The sequence below is a fragment of the Streptomyces sp. A1136 genome, from assembly GCF_004795055.1.
In the GTDB taxonomy this organism is placed as follows: Bacteria; Actinomycetota; Actinomycetes; order Streptomycetales; family Streptomycetaceae; genus Streptomyces.
Map to the genome: position 1 here is coordinate 244671 of NZ_SSBJ01000001.1, position 18030 is coordinate 262700.

At 69.4% G+C, this 18030-nt stretch carries 12 protein-coding genes and 1 riboswitch; of the genes, 6 read left to right on the plus strand and 6 right to left on the minus strand.

The features are described 5' to 3' along the window. Positions 1-49: 49 nt before the first annotated feature. Positions 50-1465 (minus strand): YibE/F family protein, encoded by a 1416-nt coding sequence (locus E6R62_RS01175; protein ID WP_136210399.1) that lies wholly within the window; start codon positions 1463-1465, stop codon positions 50-52. 72 nt (positions 1466-1537) lie between these two features. Then, positions 1538-1685, plus strand: a riboswitch (TPP riboswitch). Between E6R62_RS01175 and thiC the strand changes: the two genes are divergently transcribed. Next, positions 1679-3466 carry a phosphomethylpyrimidine synthase ThiC gene (thiC, locus tag E6R62_RS01180; RefSeq protein WP_136210401.1) on the plus strand — a complete coding sequence of 596 codons (1788 nt, stop codon included), beginning with the start codon at positions 1679-1681 and terminating at the stop codon, positions 3464-3466. It overlaps the preceding riboswitch by 7 nt. Before the next feature lie 82 nt (positions 3467-3548). Here thiC and E6R62_RS01185 read toward each other — a convergent pair whose 3' ends face one another. From E6R62_RS01185 to E6R62_RS01195, 3 genes are all read right to left on the minus strand, one after another. Continuing rightward, positions 3549-4364, minus strand: a complete 816-nt coding sequence (locus E6R62_RS01185) for a hypothetical protein (RefSeq protein WP_136210403.1) — start codon at positions 4362-4364, stop codon at positions 3549-3551. Positions 4365-4512: 148 nt separating this feature from the next. Continuing rightward, on the minus strand, positions 4513-5715 hold the full coding sequence (locus E6R62_RS01190) for a metallophosphoesterase (protein ID WP_240801418.1): 1203 nt from the start codon (positions 5713-5715) through the stop codon (positions 4513-4515). 248 nt (positions 5716-5963) lie between these two features. After that, on the minus strand, positions 5964-7079 hold the full coding sequence (locus tag E6R62_RS01195) for a LacI family DNA-binding transcriptional regulator (protein WP_136210405.1): 1116 nt from the start codon (positions 7077-7079) through the stop codon (positions 5964-5966). 362 nt (positions 7080-7441) lie between these two features. Here E6R62_RS01195 and hisC point away from each other — a divergent pair, with 362 nt between their 5' ends. Next, positions 7442-8524 carry a histidinol-phosphate transaminase gene (gene hisC, locus E6R62_RS01200; RefSeq protein ID WP_136210407.1) on the plus strand — a complete coding sequence of 361 codons (1083 nt, stop codon included), beginning with the start codon at positions 7442-7444 and terminating at the stop codon, positions 8522-8524. Positions 8525-8596: 72 nt separating this feature from the next. Here the strand turns inward: hisC and E6R62_RS01205 are convergent, their stop codons facing one another. Then, positions 8597-8965, minus strand: a complete 369-nt coding sequence (locus E6R62_RS01205) for a cyclophilin-like fold protein (protein ID WP_136210410.1) — start codon at positions 8963-8965, stop codon at positions 8597-8599. A 191-nt stretch (positions 8966-9156) separates the two neighbouring features. On the opposite strand from E6R62_RS01205, the gene E6R62_RS01210 reads away from it, so the two are divergent. Genes E6R62_RS01210 through E6R62_RS01225 form a run of 4 tightly spaced genes read left to right on the plus strand, consistent with a single transcriptional unit; the run spans position 9157 to position 17052 of the window. Continuing rightward, positions 9157-10662, plus strand: coding sequence for a cytochrome ubiquinol oxidase subunit I (locus tag E6R62_RS01210; protein ID WP_136210412.1), 1506 nt, complete (start codon positions 9157-9159; stop codon positions 10660-10662). An 18-nt stretch (positions 10663-10680) separates the two neighbouring features. Continuing rightward, entirely contained in the window at positions 10681-11682 is a 1002-nt protein-coding gene (gene cydB / locus E6R62_RS01215; protein ID WP_136210414.1) for a cytochrome d ubiquinol oxidase subunit II, read from the plus strand. Positions 11683-11736: 54 nt separating this feature from the next. After that, a complete protein-coding gene (gene cydD / locus E6R62_RS01220) occupies positions 11737-15291 on the plus strand; it encodes a thiol reductant ABC exporter subunit CydD (RefSeq protein ID WP_136210416.1) in 3555 nt (1184 codons plus the stop codon). Between the two features lie 24 nt (positions 15292-15315). Next, positions 15316-17052: a GAF domain-containing sensor histidine kinase gene (locus E6R62_RS01225; RefSeq protein ID WP_136210418.1), complete on the plus strand. Its 1737-nt coding sequence runs from the start codon at positions 15316-15318 to the stop codon at positions 17050-17052. Between the two features lie 61 nt (positions 17053-17113). Here the strand turns inward: E6R62_RS01225 and E6R62_RS01230 are convergent, their stop codons facing one another. Then, on the minus strand, positions 17114-18004 hold the full coding sequence (locus tag E6R62_RS01230; RefSeq protein WP_136210420.1) for a Cof-type HAD-IIB family hydrolase: 891 nt from the start codon (positions 18002-18004) through the stop codon (positions 17114-17116). Positions 18005-18030 lie beyond the last annotated feature (26 nt).

The following is an 18030-nucleotide window of genomic DNA, read 5'->3' on the forward strand; positions in this document are numbered from 1 at the left end:
GGCGCGCTTCGCCACCCGGCCCCCCTGCGAACTGGGTGGTCCGGGCGGATCAGCGCTTGCGCCGACGCCCTCGGCCACCGCGCGCCGGTCCTGTGGCCGGGGTGGTGCGGGCGCCCCCGGGACGGTCGGCCGACACCACCAGCGCGGCCAGGGCGGTGGTCACCGGCACGGAGGCCACGAGCCCGATGGAACCCACCAGCGTTCTGATGATCTCCTCGGCCACCAATTCGCTGTTGGCGACCGAACCCATGCTGCTGTTCGCGATGGAGAAGAGCAGCAACAGGGGAAGCGCCGCGCCCGCGTAGGCGAGCACCAGGGTATTGACCACGGACGCGATGTGGTCGCGTCCGATCCTGATGGCGGCCCGGTACAAGGCCCGTGACCCCATCGTGGGATCGGCCTGGTGGAGTTCCCAGACGGCGGACGTCTGGGTGACCGTCACGTCGTCGAGCACACCGAGCGATCCGATGATCACGCCTGCCAGCAGCAAACCGCTCAGGTCGATGTCCGGGTAGAGGCCGTGGATGAGCCCCGTGTTGTCGTCGGTGTTTCCGCTGAGGAAGGCCCATCCGATGAAGAGCGATCCCAGCAACCCGATCAGCAGCAGTGACACCAGCGTGCCGAGCACGGCGACCGAGGTACGCGCGGTCAGGCCGTGACACATGTACAGCGCGATCAACATGATGGCGCTGGCCCCGACCACCGCAACGACCAGCGGGTTGGAGCCTTGGAGGATCGCCGGGAGGATGAACAGGGTCAGGACGCCGAAGCTGACGACCAGTGCCACCAGGGCGAACAGGCCGCGCATCCGACCGACCACGACGACCGCGAGGGCGAAGATGCCCGCCAGCAAGGCCAACGGGAACTTCCGGTTCAGGTCGATGACCGAGTACTGCAGGTCGCGGGGAGCGTCCGGTGCGTACGCCACCACCACCTCCTGGCCGTTCGTCAACTGTCGGGGAGCCCCGGGCTGGACGATCTCCACGAAGGTGCGCCCCTTGTCCGGGCCGGTACCGACCTCGACGGTCGCCTTCTTGCACGCACCGGTCTGTTCCGCCGTGGCCTCGCGCCCCGACGGGGTCGAGGTGTCACCGGTCGGTGGGACCTGGGAGGCGTTCACGGACTTGCAGTCCACACGCGCCAACGCGACGACCTTGCCCTGTTGCGTCTGCCGGTCGAAGCCGACGCCGGTCCGCTCGTGTGCCGGAGCTCCGCCCGGCCAGAGCACCACCATCCCGACGAAGACGGCGGCCGCGAAGGGGATCAGCACGGCGGCGATAACCTTGCGCAGGTGCAGGGAGACCGGCGCCGCCGGACCGTGCCCATGGCTGTGGGAATGCCCGTGCGCGGACCCGTGGGCGTGGCCGTTGGCGGACCCGTGGTGATCTCCGTGGGACGCGTGCGCGTGGTCACTGTGGCCGGGGGGCTCGGAGGGCTGGGTGGGAAGCTGCGGCGAGGACGTCACCGACCGATCATCGCAAGAGATGAGGGGGCCCACTGTTCAGCACGCCACAGATGACGCTAGCGTGGGGGCTACTTTGCACAACGCGGGAGCTCGGAGCACCGGGCTGAGAGGGCGCTGATCACCGTACGCACGCCGAAAGGGCGGGTACGGGAGGAGGCTGCGTCGACCGCCGAACCTGTTACCGGGTAATGCCGGCGTAGGGAGATAGGTCTCATGACCATTCAGGATGCACGCACGCCTGCCGTCGACGAGGACGCCGACGGCCAGACCGGGCGCCAGCCCGGATGGCACAAGGGATACGTGGCGGGGTCCCGCCCCGACATCCGGGTGCCGGTCCGCCAGGTCCACCTCACCAACGGCAAGGACGTGACGCTCTACGACACCTCCGGTCCGTACACCGACCCGCAGATCGAGACCGACGTCCGCCGGGGCCTTCCTCCGCTCCGGGAGAACTGGATCATCGGGCGGGGAGACACCGAGGAGTACTCGGGCCGGCCCGTGCGCCCCGAGGACGACGGAATCAAGCACACCTCGCCGCGCGGTGGCCTCAAGAACCTCGACGCGGTCTTCCCGGGCCGCCCGCGCCAGCCCCGTCGCGGCCGTGGCGGGGCGGCGGTCACCCAGCTCGCGTACGCCCGCCGGGGCGAGATCACCCCGGAGATGGAGTACGTGGCGATCCGCGAGAACGTCTCTCCCGAGGTCGTCCGCGAGGAGATCGCCGCAGGTCGCGCCGTACTCCCGGCCAACGTCAACCACCCCGAGATCGAGCCGATGATCATCGGCAAGCGGTTCCTGGTGAAGGTCAACGCCAACATCGGCAACTCCGCGGTCACTTCCTCGATCGAGGAAGAGGTCGACAAGATGACCTGGGCGACCAAGTGGGGCGCCGACACGGTCATGGACCTCTCCACCGGCCGCAACATCCACACGACGCGCGAGTGGGTGCTGCGCAACTCCCCGGTACCGATCGGCACCGTGCCGCTCTACCAGGCGCTCGAAAAGGTCGACGGCCGCGCCGAAGAGCTGACGTGGGAGATCTACAAGGACACGGTCATCGAGCAGGCCGAACAGGGCGTCGACTACATGACGGTGCACGCCGGCGTACTGCTGCCGTACGTGCCGTTGACCGCCCGGCGCAAGACCGGCATCGTCTCGCGCGGTGGTTCGATCATGGCCGCGTGGTGCCTCGCGCACCACAAGGAGAACTTCCTCTACACGAACTTCGAGGAGCTCTGCGAGATCCTCGCGACGTACGACGTCACCTACTCGCTGGGCGACGGCCTGCGTCCCGGTTCCATCGCGGACGCCAACGACGCCGCGCAGTTCGCGGAGTTGAAGACGCTGGGCGAGCTGAACACGATCGCCAAGCGGTACAACGTCCAGACGATGATCGAGGGCCCGGGCCACGTCCCGATGCACAAGATCAAGGAGAACATCGACCTCCAGCAGGAGATCTGCGAGGAGGCGCCGTTCTACACCCTCGGCCCGCTGACCACCGACGTCGCGCCCGCGTACGACCACATCACCTCGGGCATCGGCGCAGCGATGATCGCCTGGTGGGGCACCGCGATGCTCTGCTACGTCACGCCCAAGGAGCACCTGGGGCTGCCCAACCGGGACGACGTGAAGACCGGTGTCATCACCTACAAGATCGCAGCCCACGCCGCGGACCTGGCGAAGGGCCACCCCGGAGCCCAGGAGTGGGACGACGCCCTGTCGGACGCCCGGTTCGAGTTCCGGTGGGAGGACCAGTTCAATCTGGCCCTCGACCCGGACACCGCCCGTGAGTTCCACGACGAGACCCTGCCGGCCGAGCCTGCCAAGACCGCGCACTTCTGCTCCATGTGCGGTCCGAAGTTCTGCTCGATGAAGATCTCCCAGGACATCCGTCGTGAACATGGTGGAGACCTCAAGGCCGAGGAGATCGAGGCCGGCATGGCGGAGAAGTCGGCGGAGTTCGCCGCCTCGGGCAATCGGGTCTACCTCCCGCTCGCCGACTGAGGCCAGTACCCGCACGGAACGGACCCGCGACCCATTGGGGGGAGTCGCGGGCCCGTTCCAGGCGTGTGTTTCACGTGAAACATCACTCCCGGTCGGCCTCTGAGCCACCGAAGTCGGGGCTGGTGAAGTCGGGCGGGGTGTAATCGGGGAGTGGGCTTTGGGAGGTGGCGCCGGGGCTGGTGAAGTCCGGCCTCGTGTATCCCAGGCTGGGGATGCGTCCGGCGTGCGGTGTTCGAGGGGTGGGATACCCGGGGCCGGCGCTCGGATCGGCCAGTGCGTCCCGGAGGAACGGCCTGATGCCGCGTTCGAGCAGGGCATTCCGCCACGCTTCTCGGGCACGTGAGAGCTCGTCGGGTACGGTCACCGCCTCCTCGGCCGCGACCTCGGTGGAGCTGTTGCGGACGGCGGTCACGAGCAGCCCGATCACCGCGAAGAGCAGTGCGGCCACGGTGAGCCCGCCGAAGAGCCAGCCCGCCGTCAGCATCGTCCGGGCGAAGGCGGGCTCGGGGTCGAGCATCTTGAGGCTGTAGCCGACCAACAGGAAGATCAGCATGGCGGTGCCGGCCAGGACGGGGGCCAAGACCGCGACCACGGCGCTCACGCCCACGCCGCCGCTCTGTTCGTCCCCTTCCCCTTCGCCCGCCGTGCCAGGGGCCGACAGCTGTTCGACGCGCAGTTCCGCGCGGACTTTGACGTAGTGGTCGTACTCGGCCGCGGCCGCGGCCGTCAGCAAGGCGATGGCGCTCATGGCCATGGTGCGCAATTGTTCGGCGTTCAGTCGTTCGCCTATGGAGGCGAGTTCCGGCCGTTCGTTCGCCGTGCGCAGCGCCTCGTCGAGGAGCCGATCGAACTCCGGTCGGTCTTCGGTGAGCAGGTGCGGAGCGCTGGTCATGTGCATCCCCCGATGCTCCGTACAAGCCGGTATGCCCGCGTAGATTCGGGCGCCGGCACAAACGGAGGAGAGCCTGCTACGGATAGAGCGATGGTAGAGCGCCCATGCCACGAGGTGACAGGGGCTTTCCGGAAATACCCCGCTCGGGGAAAGCTCAGTCGTTCAAAGGGAGTTGGACGACCAGCAGCTTGCCGGCCATGGTGACGCCGCCGTCCATCGCGATGGCCAGACCGTCCGCGTACACGTGCGGGCCGTCCACCCTCTCCGGTCCGTGGGAGTCGTCACCGTCCTCGGTTCCCACCTCGCCGAGCAGGTAGGGGATGGGGCTGTGGCCGTGCACGACGCGGCCGCCGCCGTACGTCCCGAGGAGTTCTCGTACCGCCTGCGGGCCCGTTTCCTCGTCCCGGAAGGCGAACCGCTTGGTGAACTTGCGGAACAGGTCCCAGGTGATGTCGGCGTCGTTGCGGGTGAGCAGCTCGTGGATGGTGTCGTTGACGTCCTCGATGGAGTCGCCGTAGTCGAGGTACGCGGTGGTGTCCGAGTGCAGCAGCAGGTGTCCGTCCTCCAGCGCGGCGGCGTCGAGCCGCGACATCCACTGGAGGTGCACGTCCTGAAGGCGGTCCATGTCGGTGCGCTGACCACCGTTGAGCAGCCAGGCGGCCTGGAAGGTCGCGGTTCCGGCTCCGGACACCACCGGGGTGTCGCCGAACCGCTTGGCGCCGATGAGCAAGAGCTCGTGGTTGCCCATCAGGGCCTTGCAATAGCCGCCCGCGGCGGCGGCCTCGGCGGAGAGTCGCATGACCAGGTCGATGACGCCGATGCCGTCGGGGCCCCGGTCGGTGAAGTCGCCGAGGAACCAGAGCCGGGCGTTGCCGGCGGACCAGCGGCAGTCGGCGTCGATCAGGCCCTGCGCCCGGAGTTCCGTGACGAGCTCGTCGAGGTATCCGTGTACGTCTCCCACGACGTACAGGGGGCCGGGACCGGTGGGTGCCGAGTCCTGGGGCACGTAGTGGACCTGGACGGTGTCACCCGGACCCTCGGACGCTCCGCGGCCGATGACGGGCAGGTCGCGCTGGGTGGGCGTGTAACCGTCGTCGGGTTCCTCGTCCTGCGGGGGCGCGGTCGCGGGCGTCGCCTCGGGTCCGGTCGCGGAAGGCGGTGCCGCCTCGGGTGCGTAGGCGGGCCGCGGGGGCACGGGAGTGCCTTCCTCGTAGTACGCCGGGTACGCGCCGTAGACGGGCGCCTCGCCGGGCACGCCGACGGATTCGGTGTACGGGGCGGGTTCGGTGACGGGAACCCGGAAGTCCCGCAGCGTGTCCGTCCGCATCGCGGGTCCCTGACCGGCCCCCTGAGTCATCGACCCCTCCACCACCGTCGCACTGCCGTACACCTGCGGACCCTCCTGACCTCCGTGGCGGAGGGTCCGTGATGTCGTGCGCCCATCATAGGAATGCAGCTCGCGCTCTGTGACGCACCAGGGGTGGTGAATCCTGGCCGGAGCCGTTCCTTCCTGCCCCTTTATCCCGATTTCGGTGATTGTTGACATCTCCGGCAGGGCCGAGGGCCCCGCCGGAGTGGCATCAAGTCCCCATCGTGCGCGGGTGATCAGTCCTGTGCGGGTGAGCGCGGGGGGCTGACGGTCGTACGGGGCTGCCTCCGCTGAGAGGAGGTACGGATGATGAGTTCGGTCGGGACCACCTGCTCGACGGGTCGGTCGGTGTCGACCCCCTCGATGGCGTCGATCAGGAGCTGGACCACGGCCGTGCCGATGCGGCGCGGCTTGAGGGAGAGCGTGGTGATGGGCGGCTCGGTGTTGGCGTAGACGGTCGATTCGCTGCAGCAGACGAGCAGCAGGTCCTCGGGGACGCGCAGGCCGTAGCGCCGGGCGGCGGCGAGCAGGTCGGTGCCGTTCGGGTCGAAGAGCCCGTAGACGGCGTCGGGTCGGTCGGGGCGCGCGAGCAGCCGATCCGCGGCTACGGCGCCCGCACACGGGTCGTGGGCGGGGTAGGACTCGTAGACGGGGTCCTGCCCGACGCGCTCGCACCAGCTGAGGTAGGCGGTGGTCGAGAGGCGGGTGTACGTGTCGGTCGTGGTGCCGGTGAGAAGCCCGATCCTGCGGGCTCCCGCGGCTGCGAGGTGGTCGAGGAGATTGAGGACGGCGGCCTCGTGGTCGTTGTCGACCCAGGCGGTCACGGGGAGGGATCCGGCCGGACGGCCGTCGGAAACCACCGGAAGGCCCTGGCGGACGAGCTCGCTGACGACGGGGTCGTGGTCGGACGGGTCGATGACGACGGTGCCGTCGAGGGCGACGTTGGACCACACGTCGTGGCGGGAGGTGGCGGGGAGGATGACCAAGGCGTAGCCGCGGGCGAGCGCGGCGGACGTGGCGGCCCGCGCCATCTCCGCGAAGTACGCGAATTCGGTGAAGGTGAAAGGTTCATCCCCGTACGTCGTCACGGTCAGGCCGATGAGGCCGGACTTGCCGGTACGGAGGGTGCGTGCGGCGGCGGACGGTCGGTAGCCCAGCCGGTCGGCGACTTCGCGAACGTGGCGGCGGGTGGCGTCGGGCAGCCGTCCCTTGCCATTGAGCGCGTCGGAGACTGTCGTGATGGAGACGCCCGCCGCGGCGGCCACGTCCCTGATGCCGGCCCGGCCCTGTCGGCCGCCGACCCGCCGGGTGGTCTCGGTCCGGCTCACCTGATGCTTCCCTGCTGCTGTCATGGCGAGCCGATAGTAGGGCTCGATGGGTTGGTTGGCCCGGCTGCATATGCACTCGTTGACAGGCACGATTCTGCATGGTTCGCCACCCCCAATGACCTTGGAAAAGAAGGCGATTGCTGGCCGAATGGCAGTGTGACGCCAGTCGGCGGCGACAGGCCCGCCAAAACGGTGCCGTCCGGAACAGTTCTCAACTCACCTGCACGAGGGACGCGCGCCACGGCGCGGGCCACCAGCGCGCGCATATATGCGCGCGCTCCCCCTGTGATCCTGGCGCCCGCCATTCTCTGATCGGCGGAATCCTCATAAGGTGAGCAGTATTGAGTCGACGGCGACGTCGATGGGACGGTCGAGGAGGACCTGCGGTGAGCGAGAAGAGCCCGAAGCTGCGCCCCGAGCTGGACGGCATCCCCACGTACAAGCCGGGCAAGCCCGCGGCGGCGGACGGGCGCGTGGCGTTCAAGCTGTCCTCCAACGAGAACCCGTACCCGCCGCTGGCGGGGGTCCTGGAGACCGCGGTCGCGGCGGCCGGCCATTTCAACCGCTACCCGGACATGGCCTGCACGGGCCTGGTGAACGAGCTCGCGGAGCGCTTCGGGGTCCCGGTCGAGCACATCGCCACGGGTACCGGCTCGGTGGGCGTGGCCCAGTCGCTGATCCAGTCGACGGCGGGCCCGGGCGACGAGGTCATCTACGCCTGGCGCTCCTTCGAGGCGTACCCGATCATCACGCAGATCTCCGGCGCGACGTCGGTACAGGTCCCGCTCACCGAAGGCGACGTGCACGACCTGGACGCGATGGCGGAGGCGATCACCGAGCGGACCCGGCTGATTTTCGTCTGCAACCCCAACAACCCGACCGGTACCGCGGTGCGCCGTGCCGAGCTGGAGCGGTTCCTGGACCGGGTGCCGTCGGACGTGCTGGTGGTCCTGGACGAGGCGTACCGGGAGTTCGTGCGCGACACGGACGTCCCGGACGGCATCGAGCTCTACCGGAGCCGCCCGAACGTATGCGTCCTGCGGACGTTCTCCAAGGCGTACGGTCTGGCCGGCCTGCGGGTCGGCTTCGCGGTGGCGCACGAGCCGGTGGCCGCCGCGCTGCGCAAGACGGCGGTGCCCTTCGGCGTCAGCCAGCTCGCCCAGGACGCGGCTGTCGCCTCGCTGCGGGCCGAGGACGAGCTGCTCGGGCGGGTGGGCTCGCTGGTCTGTGAGCGCAAGCGGGTTTACGACGGGCTTCTCGCGCAGGGCTGGACCGTGGTCCCCGACACTCAGGCGAACTTCGTCTGGATGCGGCTGGGGGAGCGGACCGCCGAGTTCGCGGCGGCGTGCGAGAAGGCCGGTGTGGTGGTCCGGCCGTTCCCGGGCGAGGGCCTGCGGGTCACGATCGGTGAGTCCGAGGCGAATGACATCTTCCTGCAGACGGCTGAGGCGTTCTTCAAGGAGCTGTAGCCGCACCGCGGAAGGCGGTACGGGCTGCGCGAGCCGGCCGCGGGCCGGTCACGCGAGCTGTGGGCGGACCGGTTACGCGAGCTCGACGCGGACCGGGTCGCCGTCGCGGACGGTGGCGAGCAGGCGGGGGTCGCCGTCGAACGAGCCGAGCACATTGCACGGGCTCGCGAGGCGGCTCTCGCCGGCGCGCGAGATGGGCGTCGGGCCGTAGGGAAGCGCGAGCGCGTCGCCCTCGGTCCAGAACGCGACCGTTCCCGGCTCGACGACCTGCCGCGCGTCGTGTTCCAGCGCGACGGAGACGCCCGTGTCGAAGTAGACCTCCTCGCCCCAGGTGTTCGCGGAGGCGGAGATCGGGAGGGCGGCGGCCAGGGCCTTGCCGGTCGGGGTGTCTTCCAGGGTTGCCGTGAGCTGGCCGGCGGGCCAGGAGATTCGTATCTTCATGAGCCGCATTCAACAATCTGTTGAATCTCTTGGCCAGGGGTACCCCCCGCTCGAAAGATCGAAAAGGTGTGCGCCATAATGCTTGTGAATGTGAACGCGTTCACAAGCTCGCCTGCTTTGTCCCACATCACGGGGGATCTGGCAGGCGGAGCGAGGCTTTGACGACCCACGGCGACCCGAAGGAGATGACCGTGGACCTGGCTCTGGCGCCGGAAACCCTGGCGCGATGGCAGTTCGGTATCACCACCGTCTACCACTTCCTCTTCGTCCCCCTGACGATCTCGCTCGCCGCGCTCGTCGCGATCTTGCAGACCGCCTGGGTGCGCACCGAGAAGGAGAAGTACCTCAAGGCCACCAAGTTCTGGGGCAAGCTGTTCCTGATCAACATCGCGATGGGTGTCGTCACCGGCATCGTCCAGGAATTCCAGTTCGGCATGAACTGGTCCGACTACTCGCGATTCGTCGGTGACATCTTCGGGGCTCCGCTGGCCTTCGAGGCGTTGATCGCCTTCTTCTTCGAGTCCACCTTCATCGGGCTGTGGATCTTCGGTTGGGACAAGCTCCCCAAGAAGATCCACCTCGCCTGCATCTGGATGGTCTCGATCGGCACCATCCTCTCCGCGTACTTCATCCTCGCCGCGAATTCCTGGATGCAGCACCCGGTCGGATACCGGATGAACAAGGAGACCGGGCGCGCCGAGCTGACCGACTTCCTCCAGGTCCTCACCCAGAACACGGCCGTCGCCCAGGTCTTCCACACCCTCACCGCGGCCGCGCTGACCGGTGGCGCCTTCATGGTCGGCATCGCCTCCTACCACCTGCTGCGCAAGCAGCACATCCCCGTGATGCGGACCTCGCTGCGACTCGGCCTGATCGCGGTGGTCATAGGCGGCCTGCTGACGGCGATCAGCGGGGACACGCTCGCCAAGGTCATGTTCAAGCAGCAGCCGATGAAGATGGCCGCGGCCGAGGCGCTCTGGGACGGCGAGAAGAGCGCGCCCTTCTCGGTCTTCGCCGTCGGTGACGTCGACAAGGGCCACAACAAGGTCGCCGTGGAGTTGCCCGGTCTGCTGTCCTTCCTCGCCGACAGCGACTTCGGCTCCTTCGTGCCCGGCATCAACGACGTCAACAAGTCCGAGCAGGAGAAGTTCGGCCCCGGTGACTACAGGCCTGCGATTCCCGTCGCCTACTGGGGCTTTCGATGGATGATCGGCTTCGGCATGGCGTCCTTCGGCATCGGCGCCCTGGGCTTGTGGCTGACCCGGCGCAAGTTCATGCTGCCGGCGGCCCTGCGCACCGGCGACGAAGAGCGGCCGCACCTGGTCCTGTTCCGGACGGCCCTGAACCCGCGCCTCACCCGTCTGTACTGGCTGACCGCCATCGGGACGCTCGGCTTCCCGCTGATCGCCAACTCCTGGGGCTGGATCTTCACCGAGATGGGCCGCCAGCCGTGGGTCGTCTACGGCGTCCTGCGCACTCGTGACGCCGTTTCGCCCAGTGTCACGCAGGGCGAGGTGATCACGTCGATGCTCGTATTCACCGCTCTGTACGCCGTGCTCGCGGTGATCGAGGTGCGGCTGCTCGTGAAGTACGTGAAGGCCGGGCCTCCCGAGCTCACCGAGGACGACCTCAACCCGCCCACCAGGATCGGTGGGGACGACAAGAATTCCGACCGGCCGATGGCCTTCTCGTACTGAGGCTGAGGAGACCACACCATGCAACTCCACGACGTCTGGTTCGTACTCATCGCCGTTCTGTGGATCGGCTACTTCTTCCTGGAGGGATTCGACTTCGGGATCGGCGTGCTGACCAAGCTGCTCGCCCGTGACCGACAGGAAAAGCGGGTCCTGATCAATACGATCGGGCCCGTCTGGGACGGCAACGAGGTGTGGCTGCTCACCGCGGGCGGCGCGACCTTCGCGGCCTTCCCGGACTGGTACGCCACCCTCTTCTCCGGCTTCTACCTGCCGTTGCTGATCATCCTGGTCTGCCTCATCGTCCGCGGTGTCGCCTTCGAATACCGGCACAAGCGCCCCGAGGACAAGTGGCAGACCAACTGGGAGCACGCGATCTTCTGGACCTCGTTGATCCCGGCGTTCCTGTGGGGTGTGGCGTTCGCCAACATCGTCCGGGGCGTCAAGATCGACCAGCACAAGGAGTACGTCGGTACCCTCCTCGACCTGCTCAACGTGTACTCGCTCCTCGGCGGGCTCGTCACGCTCACCCTGTTCACCTTCCACGGCGCGGTGTTCGCCTCGCTCAAGACGGTCGGTGACATCCGGGACCGGGCACGCCGGCTCGCGACCCGGTTGGGTGTCGTCACCGCCGTCCTGGCACTGGCCTTCCTGCTCTGGACCCAGTCCTCGCGGGGTGACGGCACGAGCCTGATCGCCATGGCCATCGCGGTCGCGGCTCTTGTCGCGGCCCTGGGCTTCAACCTGGCGGGCCGCGAGGGCTGGTCGTTCGCGCTCTCCGGGGTCACCATCGCGGCAGCCGTCGCGATGCTCTTCCTGACGCTCTTCCCGAACGTCATGCCCTCCTCGCTGAACGACGGCTGGAACCTGACGGTCACCAACGCGTCGTCCAGCCCGTACACGCTCAAGATCATGACCTGGTGCGCCGCCGTGGCGACCCCGGTGGTCGTGCTCTACCAGGGCTGGACGTACTGGGTGTTCCGCAAGCGGATCGGCACCCAGCACATCGTCGACGCACACTGACCCGGCCCGCGCCTTCCGAACCTCCCGCATGACCCTCCCGAGGGGATGTTTCACGTGAAACCGATCGACCCACGCCTCCTGCGCTACGCCCGTTCCACCCGCCTCTTCCTGGCCGCGGTGGTCACCCTCGGGCTGGCCGGGGCGGGGTTGGTCGTCGGCCAGGCGATGCTCATCGCCGAGATCGTCGTCGGTGCCTTCGAGAAGGGACTGGACGCGGGGGCGCTCCGGACGCCACTGCTGCTGCTCGCCGCGGTGGCGCTGGGGCGCGCACTGATCGCCTGGCTCACGGAACGCGCCGCGCACCGGGCGGGCGCGGCGGTCAAGTCGGAGCTACGGGGCCGGCTGCTGGACCGTGCCGCGGACCTTGGGCCGGGGTGGCTGAGCGGACAGCGGACCGGCTCGCTGGTGGCCCTGGCCACTCGCGGTGTGGACGCGCTCGACGACTACTTCTCCCGCTACCTGCCCCAGTTGGGGCTCGCGGTGGTCGTGCCCGTCGCGGTGCTCGCCCGGATCGTCACCGAGGACTGGGTCTCGGCGGCCATCATCGTGGTCACTTTGCCGCTGATCCCGCTGTTCATGGTGCTGATCGGCATGGCGACGCAGTCCAGGATGGACCGCCAGTGGCGGCTGCTGTCCCGGCTCTCCGGACATTTCCTCGACGTGGTGGTGGGGCTCCCCACGCTCAAGGTCTTCGGCCGGGCCAAGGCCCAGGCCGAATCGATCCGCAAGATCACCGACGACTACCGACAGGCCACGATGCGGACCCTGCGCATCGCGTTCCTGTCCTCGTTCGCCCTGGAGTTGCTCGCCACGCTGTCGGTGGCCCTGGTGGCGGTGACCATCGGCATGCGACTCGTCCACGGAGACCTGGACCTGTACACCGGGCTGCTCATCCTGATCCTGGCACCGGAGGCCTACCTGCCGCTGCGCCAAGTGGGAGCGCAGTACCACGCGGCGGCGGAGGGACTGTCGGCCGCGGAAGAGATTTTCGAGGTCCTGGAGACGCCGGTGCCCGCTTCGGACGGCACCGCCGAGGTTCCCGCGCGGGGGCTGCGGATCGAGCTCGACGCGGTGGCGGTCCGGTACCCCGGAAGGACGACGGACTCGCCGGGTCCCGTTTCGCTGACCGTCGAACCGGGAGAGTGCGTCGCCCTCACCGGGCCGAGCGGTGTGGGGAAATCCACCCTGCTCCAGGTCCTGCTGGGCTTCGTGACACCCACCTCCGGGCGGGTACGGGTGCAGGGCACGGACCTGGCCGAACTCGCGCTGGAGCAGTGGCGGGAGCGGATCGCCTGGGTGCCGCAGCGACCGCACCTGTTCGCCGGGACCATCGCCGAGAACGTACGGCTGGCCCGGCCCACCGCCTCCGACGACGAGGTGACCCAGGCGCTGAGGGATGCCGGGGCGTGGGAATTCGTGGCCGGGCTCCCCCGAGGCCTGGACACGCCGCTGGGCGAGGGCGGGGCCGGGCTGTCCGCCGGGCAGCGCCAGCGACTGGCCCTGGCCCGGGCGTTCCTCGCGGACAGGCCGGTACTGCTGCTGGACGAGCCGACCGCGGCGCTGGACGGTGAGACGGAAGCGGGTGTCGTGGACGCGGTGCGGCGCCTCGCGGTGGGTCGGACCGTGCTGCTGGTGGTGCACCGGCCGGCACTGCTCGCGGTTGCGGATCGGGTGGTGGGGCTTCCCTCCGTCGATCCGCAGGTGGGGACCGGGGAGAGCCCGCACCAAGGACCGGCCGAGGCCACCGGGCGGGAGACCGTGCGGCCCGGGGCCGCGCCGTCCGGTCCCGGCGAATGGATTCTCGGCACCACCCCCGAACGGACCGACAAGGGCCAAGGAAGGAGCACGGGTGCCGCGCATCCGCTGACCCGTGTACGGGAGATCGCCGCCGCGTGGCGAGGACGGTTCCGTCTCGGCCTGCTGCTCGGGGCGTTGGCAGTGGGGTGCAGCGTCGGGCTGATGGCCGTGTCCGGTTGGCTGATCTCACGAGCCTCCGAACAGCCGCCGGTGCTGTACCTGATGGTGGCCGTCACGGCCACCCGCACTTTCGGCATCGGCCGGGCCGTCTTCCGCTACGCGGAGCGGCTCGTGTCGCACGACGCGGTGTTGCGGATGCTGGCCGACCTGCGGGTCTCCGTGTACCGCCGACTGGAACGGATCGCCCCGGCCGGACTGCGCGAGCAGCGCCGAGGGGATCTGCTGTCCCGGTTGGTGGCGGACGCCGACGCCCTCCAGGACTACTGGCTGCGCTGGCTCTTGCCGGTCGGCACCGCGATCCTGGTCGCATCCGGTTCGGTCGCCTTCACCGCGTGGCTCCTGCCCGAGGCCGGGGTCGCGCTCGCCGTCGGACTGCTCGCGGCCGGTGTGGGTGTGCCGTTGGTGAGCGGCGCCGTGGCCCGCCGCGCGGAGCGGCGGCTCGCAGCCGCCCGGGGCGAGCTGGCCACCCGGGTGGCCGATCTGCTGACCGGCACCGCGGAGCTGACCGTGGCCGGCGCGCTGGAGGGGCGCAAGGAAGCCGCGAAGCTGAGCGACCGGACCCTGACCGGGATCGCCTCGCGGGGCGCGGCCGCGACCGGGCTGGGCGGCGGCCTGTCCACCCTCGTGAGTGTGCTGACCGTGGTGTGCGCCGCCGTTCTGGGGGCGAACGCGGTGGCCGGCGGCCGACTGGCGGGAGTGGCGATGGCCGTGGTCGTGCTGACCCCGCTCGCCGCCTTCGAGGCCGTCACCGGACTCCCGCAGGCAGTCCAGTACCGGCAGCGGGTACGCCGTAGCGCCGAGCGGATCTACGAGGTCATCGACGCGCCCATGCCGGTCCGTGAACCGGAGCAGGCGGCCGAATGCCCCGTCTCGCCGTTCCCCCTGAGGCTCACGGGCATCGTGGCCCGCCATCCCGGGCAGAAAGCGGATGCGCTGCACGGGCTGGACCTGACCCTCGAAGCCGGTCGCAGGATCGCCGTGGTGGGCCCGTCCGGTTCGGGCAAGACGACCTTGGCGCAGGTCCTGCTGCGGTTCCTGGACCCGTGCGAAGGCTCCTACACCCTGGGCGCCGCCGAGGCCCGCACGCTCGACAGCGACGCCGTCCGCCGCCTCGTCGGGCTGTGTGCCCAGGACGCGCACCTCTTCGACAGCTCGGTGCGGGAGAACCTGCGACTGGCCCGAACCGATGCGAGCGATACCCGGCTGCGGGACGCGCTCGCGGCGGCGAGGCTGCTGGAGTGGGTGGACAGTCTCCCCGACGGACTGGAGACCCTGGTCGGAGAGCACGGGGAGCGGATGTCCGGAGGGCAGCGCCAACGGCTGGCATTGGCCCGGGCGCTGCTGGCGGACTTCCCGGTACTCGTGCTGGACGAGCCGGCCGAGCACTTGGACCTGCCGACCGCGGACGCGCTGACAGCCGATCTGCTGGCCGCCACCGAGGGCCGCACCACGGTCCTGATCACGCACAGGCTGGCGGCCTTGGCCGCGGTGGACGAGGTGCTCGTGCTGGACGGCGGGCGGGTCGTGCAGCGTGGTGCGTACGAGGAGCTGGCCACGGTCGAGGGGCCGCTGCGACGGCTCCTGGAGCGCGAACGGGAGACGGATGGGACGCCGGCCGACTTTCCCAGCTAATGGGTACTAACTAGGCTCAAGGGCATGTCAGCGGAGCAGTCTCAGGAATCGCCGGAGCCGTCACGGGCATCACCGGACCCGCTGGAGGCCGCCGCTCACGCGACCCGCAGTCTCCAGGGGTTGTCCACCGAACTCACCGCCCGGGTGCCGCAACTGCTGGAGGCGATGCGGTCGGTGGGCACCGGCCTGGAACTCCACTCCACGCTCGACCGCATCTGCGAGACGGCCGCTGAGCTCGCCAACGCCCGCTACGCGGCGATCGGTGTCGTCGACACCGACCGTCGGGGCCTGTCCGACTTCGTCACCTTCGGCCTGAGCGAGGCGCTGGCCCGCAAGATCGGACACCGCCCCGATGGGAAGCGCGGACTCCTCGGGGCGCTGATCTCGCACGCCGACACGGTGCGACTGCCGGACCTGACGAAGGATCCGCGTTCCGCGGGGTTCCCGGCTCACCACCCCCCCATGAAGTCGTTCCTCGGCGTCCCCATCCGTGTGCAGGGGGAGATCTTCGGCAACCTGTACCTGGCCGAAAAGAACGGTGGCGGCGAGTTCAACGACTACGACGTCCACATGGTCCGCGTCCTGGCCACGGAAGCGGGGATCGCCATCGGCAACGCCCGTCTCTACGAGGCCGCCACCCAGCGCGAGCGGTGGATCGACGGTTCGGTGGCCGTCACCACGGCCCTGCTGTCCGGAGGGGACGCCGACGACGCACTCGCCGTGGTGGCCGAGCAGGCTCGTCGACTGGCCGACTCCGCCGCCGGGATCGTGCTGCTGCCGGCGAAGGAGGGTGGGATGGAGATCGTCGCGGTCTCCTCCGACAATCCGGCCACCTCGCTCGGCGTGGTGATCCCACCCGAGAGCCCCGTCGTACACGAGCTGCTGCGGGGCGAACCGGTTTTCGTCGAGGACGCCGCCGCGGATTTCCGCACGATCAGCCGGCTCACCAGCCCGTACGGGCCCTGCATGATGCTTCCCCTGCAAAGCGGCGGCCGGGTGCTGGGTGCCTTGGTGACTCCGAGGACGCGGGGCGGCCGGCCGTTCAGTGAGGCCGAACGCACGCTGGCCACGCAGTTCGCCTCGCAGGCCGCGCTCGCACTGATGATGGCCGAGACCCAGCGGGACAGGGAACGGCTCGCGGTCTTCGAGGACCGTGATCGGATTGCCCGTGACCTGCACGATCTCGTGATCCAGAGGTTGTTCGCGACGGGGATGATGCTGGAGGGCGCCCAGCGCCGGTCCATCGTCCCCGAGGTCCGCGACGGCGTCGGCAAGGCGGTGGACGAGCTGGACGTGACGATCCAGGAAATCCGCACGGCGATCTTCGCGCTGCAGCAGGGGCCGGCGGAGGCGCCCTCGGGACTGCGTACCCGGGTGCTGCGTGAGATCAACATGGCCGCGGTACCGCTGGGCTTCAGGCCCGCGCACCGGTTTGTCGGCCCGATCGACGCGGCTGTCGGCGAACTGGTCGGCAAGAACCTGATCGCTGCCCTGCGTGAGGCCCTGTCCAATGCCTTCCGTCACGCGGAGGCGTCCCGGATCGAGGTCCTGGTGGACTCCACCATTCAGCTGGCCGACGGACGACCGGGTCTGCGGCTGGAGGTCGCCGACGACGGGGTGGGCATCGCGGAGGGTGGTCGGCGCAGCGGTCTGCGGAACCTGCGTCGACGGGCCGAGTCGCTGGGCGGTGCGAGCTGGTACGGCCCGGGCATCGCTGAGGACGGCGGCGGAACCACCGTCGTCTGGGAGGCCCCGCTCTGACCCGCGGGAGCCGTGTCGCACTCGTGACCGCCGGTCGCGTCGGTCAGACAGTGGTCGCCGGTCAGACCCCAGAGTGCCGGGCGGCGCCAGTGCTCAGGATGCGTTCGATGACGACGGCCACACCGTCCTCGTTGTTGGCGGCCGTATGGTCGGTGGCGCCCGCGAGCACATCCGGGTGGGCATTGCCCATCGCGTACGAGGTTCCTGCCCAGCTGAGCATCTCCAGGTCATTCGGCATGTCGCCGAAGGCGACCACCTCCGCGGGCGAAATTCCGCGCTCGGCGCAGCACAGTGCCAGCGTGCTCGCCTTGGACACCCCGGGTCCGCTGATTTCCAGCAGGGACGTGGGGCTGGAACGGGTGATGGAGGCGTAGGCGCCGGCGGCGGAGCGGGCCAGGGCGAGGAAATCGTCCGGTGCCAGTTCGGTGTGATGGGCGAGCAGCTTCAGCACCGGAGCCGCGCCGTCGTCGAGGTCCTCGCTCAGCAACTTCTCCGCGATGGCGATCGTGGCGCCGGGGTCTTGGAAGAACGGCGGGTACATCGGCTCGTAATTGATTCCGGTGGTCAGTTCGACGGCGAACGACGTGCCGGGTGCGGCGGCGCGGAGTGTGTCCACGACCGTCTGTGCGGTGGCCCGGGGCAGGGGCCGGACCTGGACGAACTCTCCACCGGCGTGGAGGTCGACCACAGCGGCGCCGTTGGCGCAGATCGCCAGACCATGACCGTGGACGTGATCGCTCACGACACCCATCCAGCGGGCCGGACGCCCGGTGACGAAGAAGACCTCGATCCCGGCCTGCTCGGCGGCGGCGAGCGCGGCGACCGTGCGGGGGGAGACGGTCTTGTCGTCGCGCAGCAGGGTGCCGTCGAGGTCGGTGGCGATGAGCCGGGGAGCAGAGGTTGGCCCGTCCGGGCGCTGGGGAGCCGATGTCACCGCTCCATCTTCACCCATGGGGTCAGCTGCCTGGACCAAGATCG

Bases quoted from the DNA above. Each gene is read 5' to 3' on its own strand.
- thiC (WP_136210401.1), top strand. From the start codon at position 1,679: ATGACCATTCAGGATGCACGCACGCCTGCCGTCGACGAGGACGCCGAC.
- E6R62_RS01185 (WP_136210403.1), bottom strand. From the start codon at position 4,364: ATGCACATGACCAGCGCTCCGCACCTGCTCACCGAAGACCGACCGGAG.
- E6R62_RS01190 (WP_240801418.1), bottom strand. From the start codon at position 5,715: ATGACTCAGGGGGCCGGTCAGGGACCCGCGATGCGGACGGACACGCTG.
- E6R62_RS01195 (WP_136210405.1), bottom strand. From the start codon at position 7,079: ATGACAGCAGCAGGGAAGCATCAGGTGAGCCGGACCGAGACCACCCGG.
- E6R62_RS01205 (WP_136210410.1), bottom strand. From the start codon at position 8,965: ATGAAGATACGAATCTCCTGGCCCGCCGGCCAGCTCACGGCAACCCTG.
- cydB (WP_136210414.1), top strand. From the start codon at position 10,681: ATGCAACTCCACGACGTCTGGTTCGTACTCATCGCCGTTCTGTGGATC.
- E6R62_RS01225 (WP_136210418.1), top strand. From the start codon at position 15,316: ATGTCAGCGGAGCAGTCTCAGGAATCGCCGGAGCCGTCACGGGCATCA.
- E6R62_RS01230 (WP_136210420.1), bottom strand. From the start codon at position 18,004: ATGGGTGAAGATGGAGCGGTGACATCGGCTCCCCAGCGCCCGGACGGG.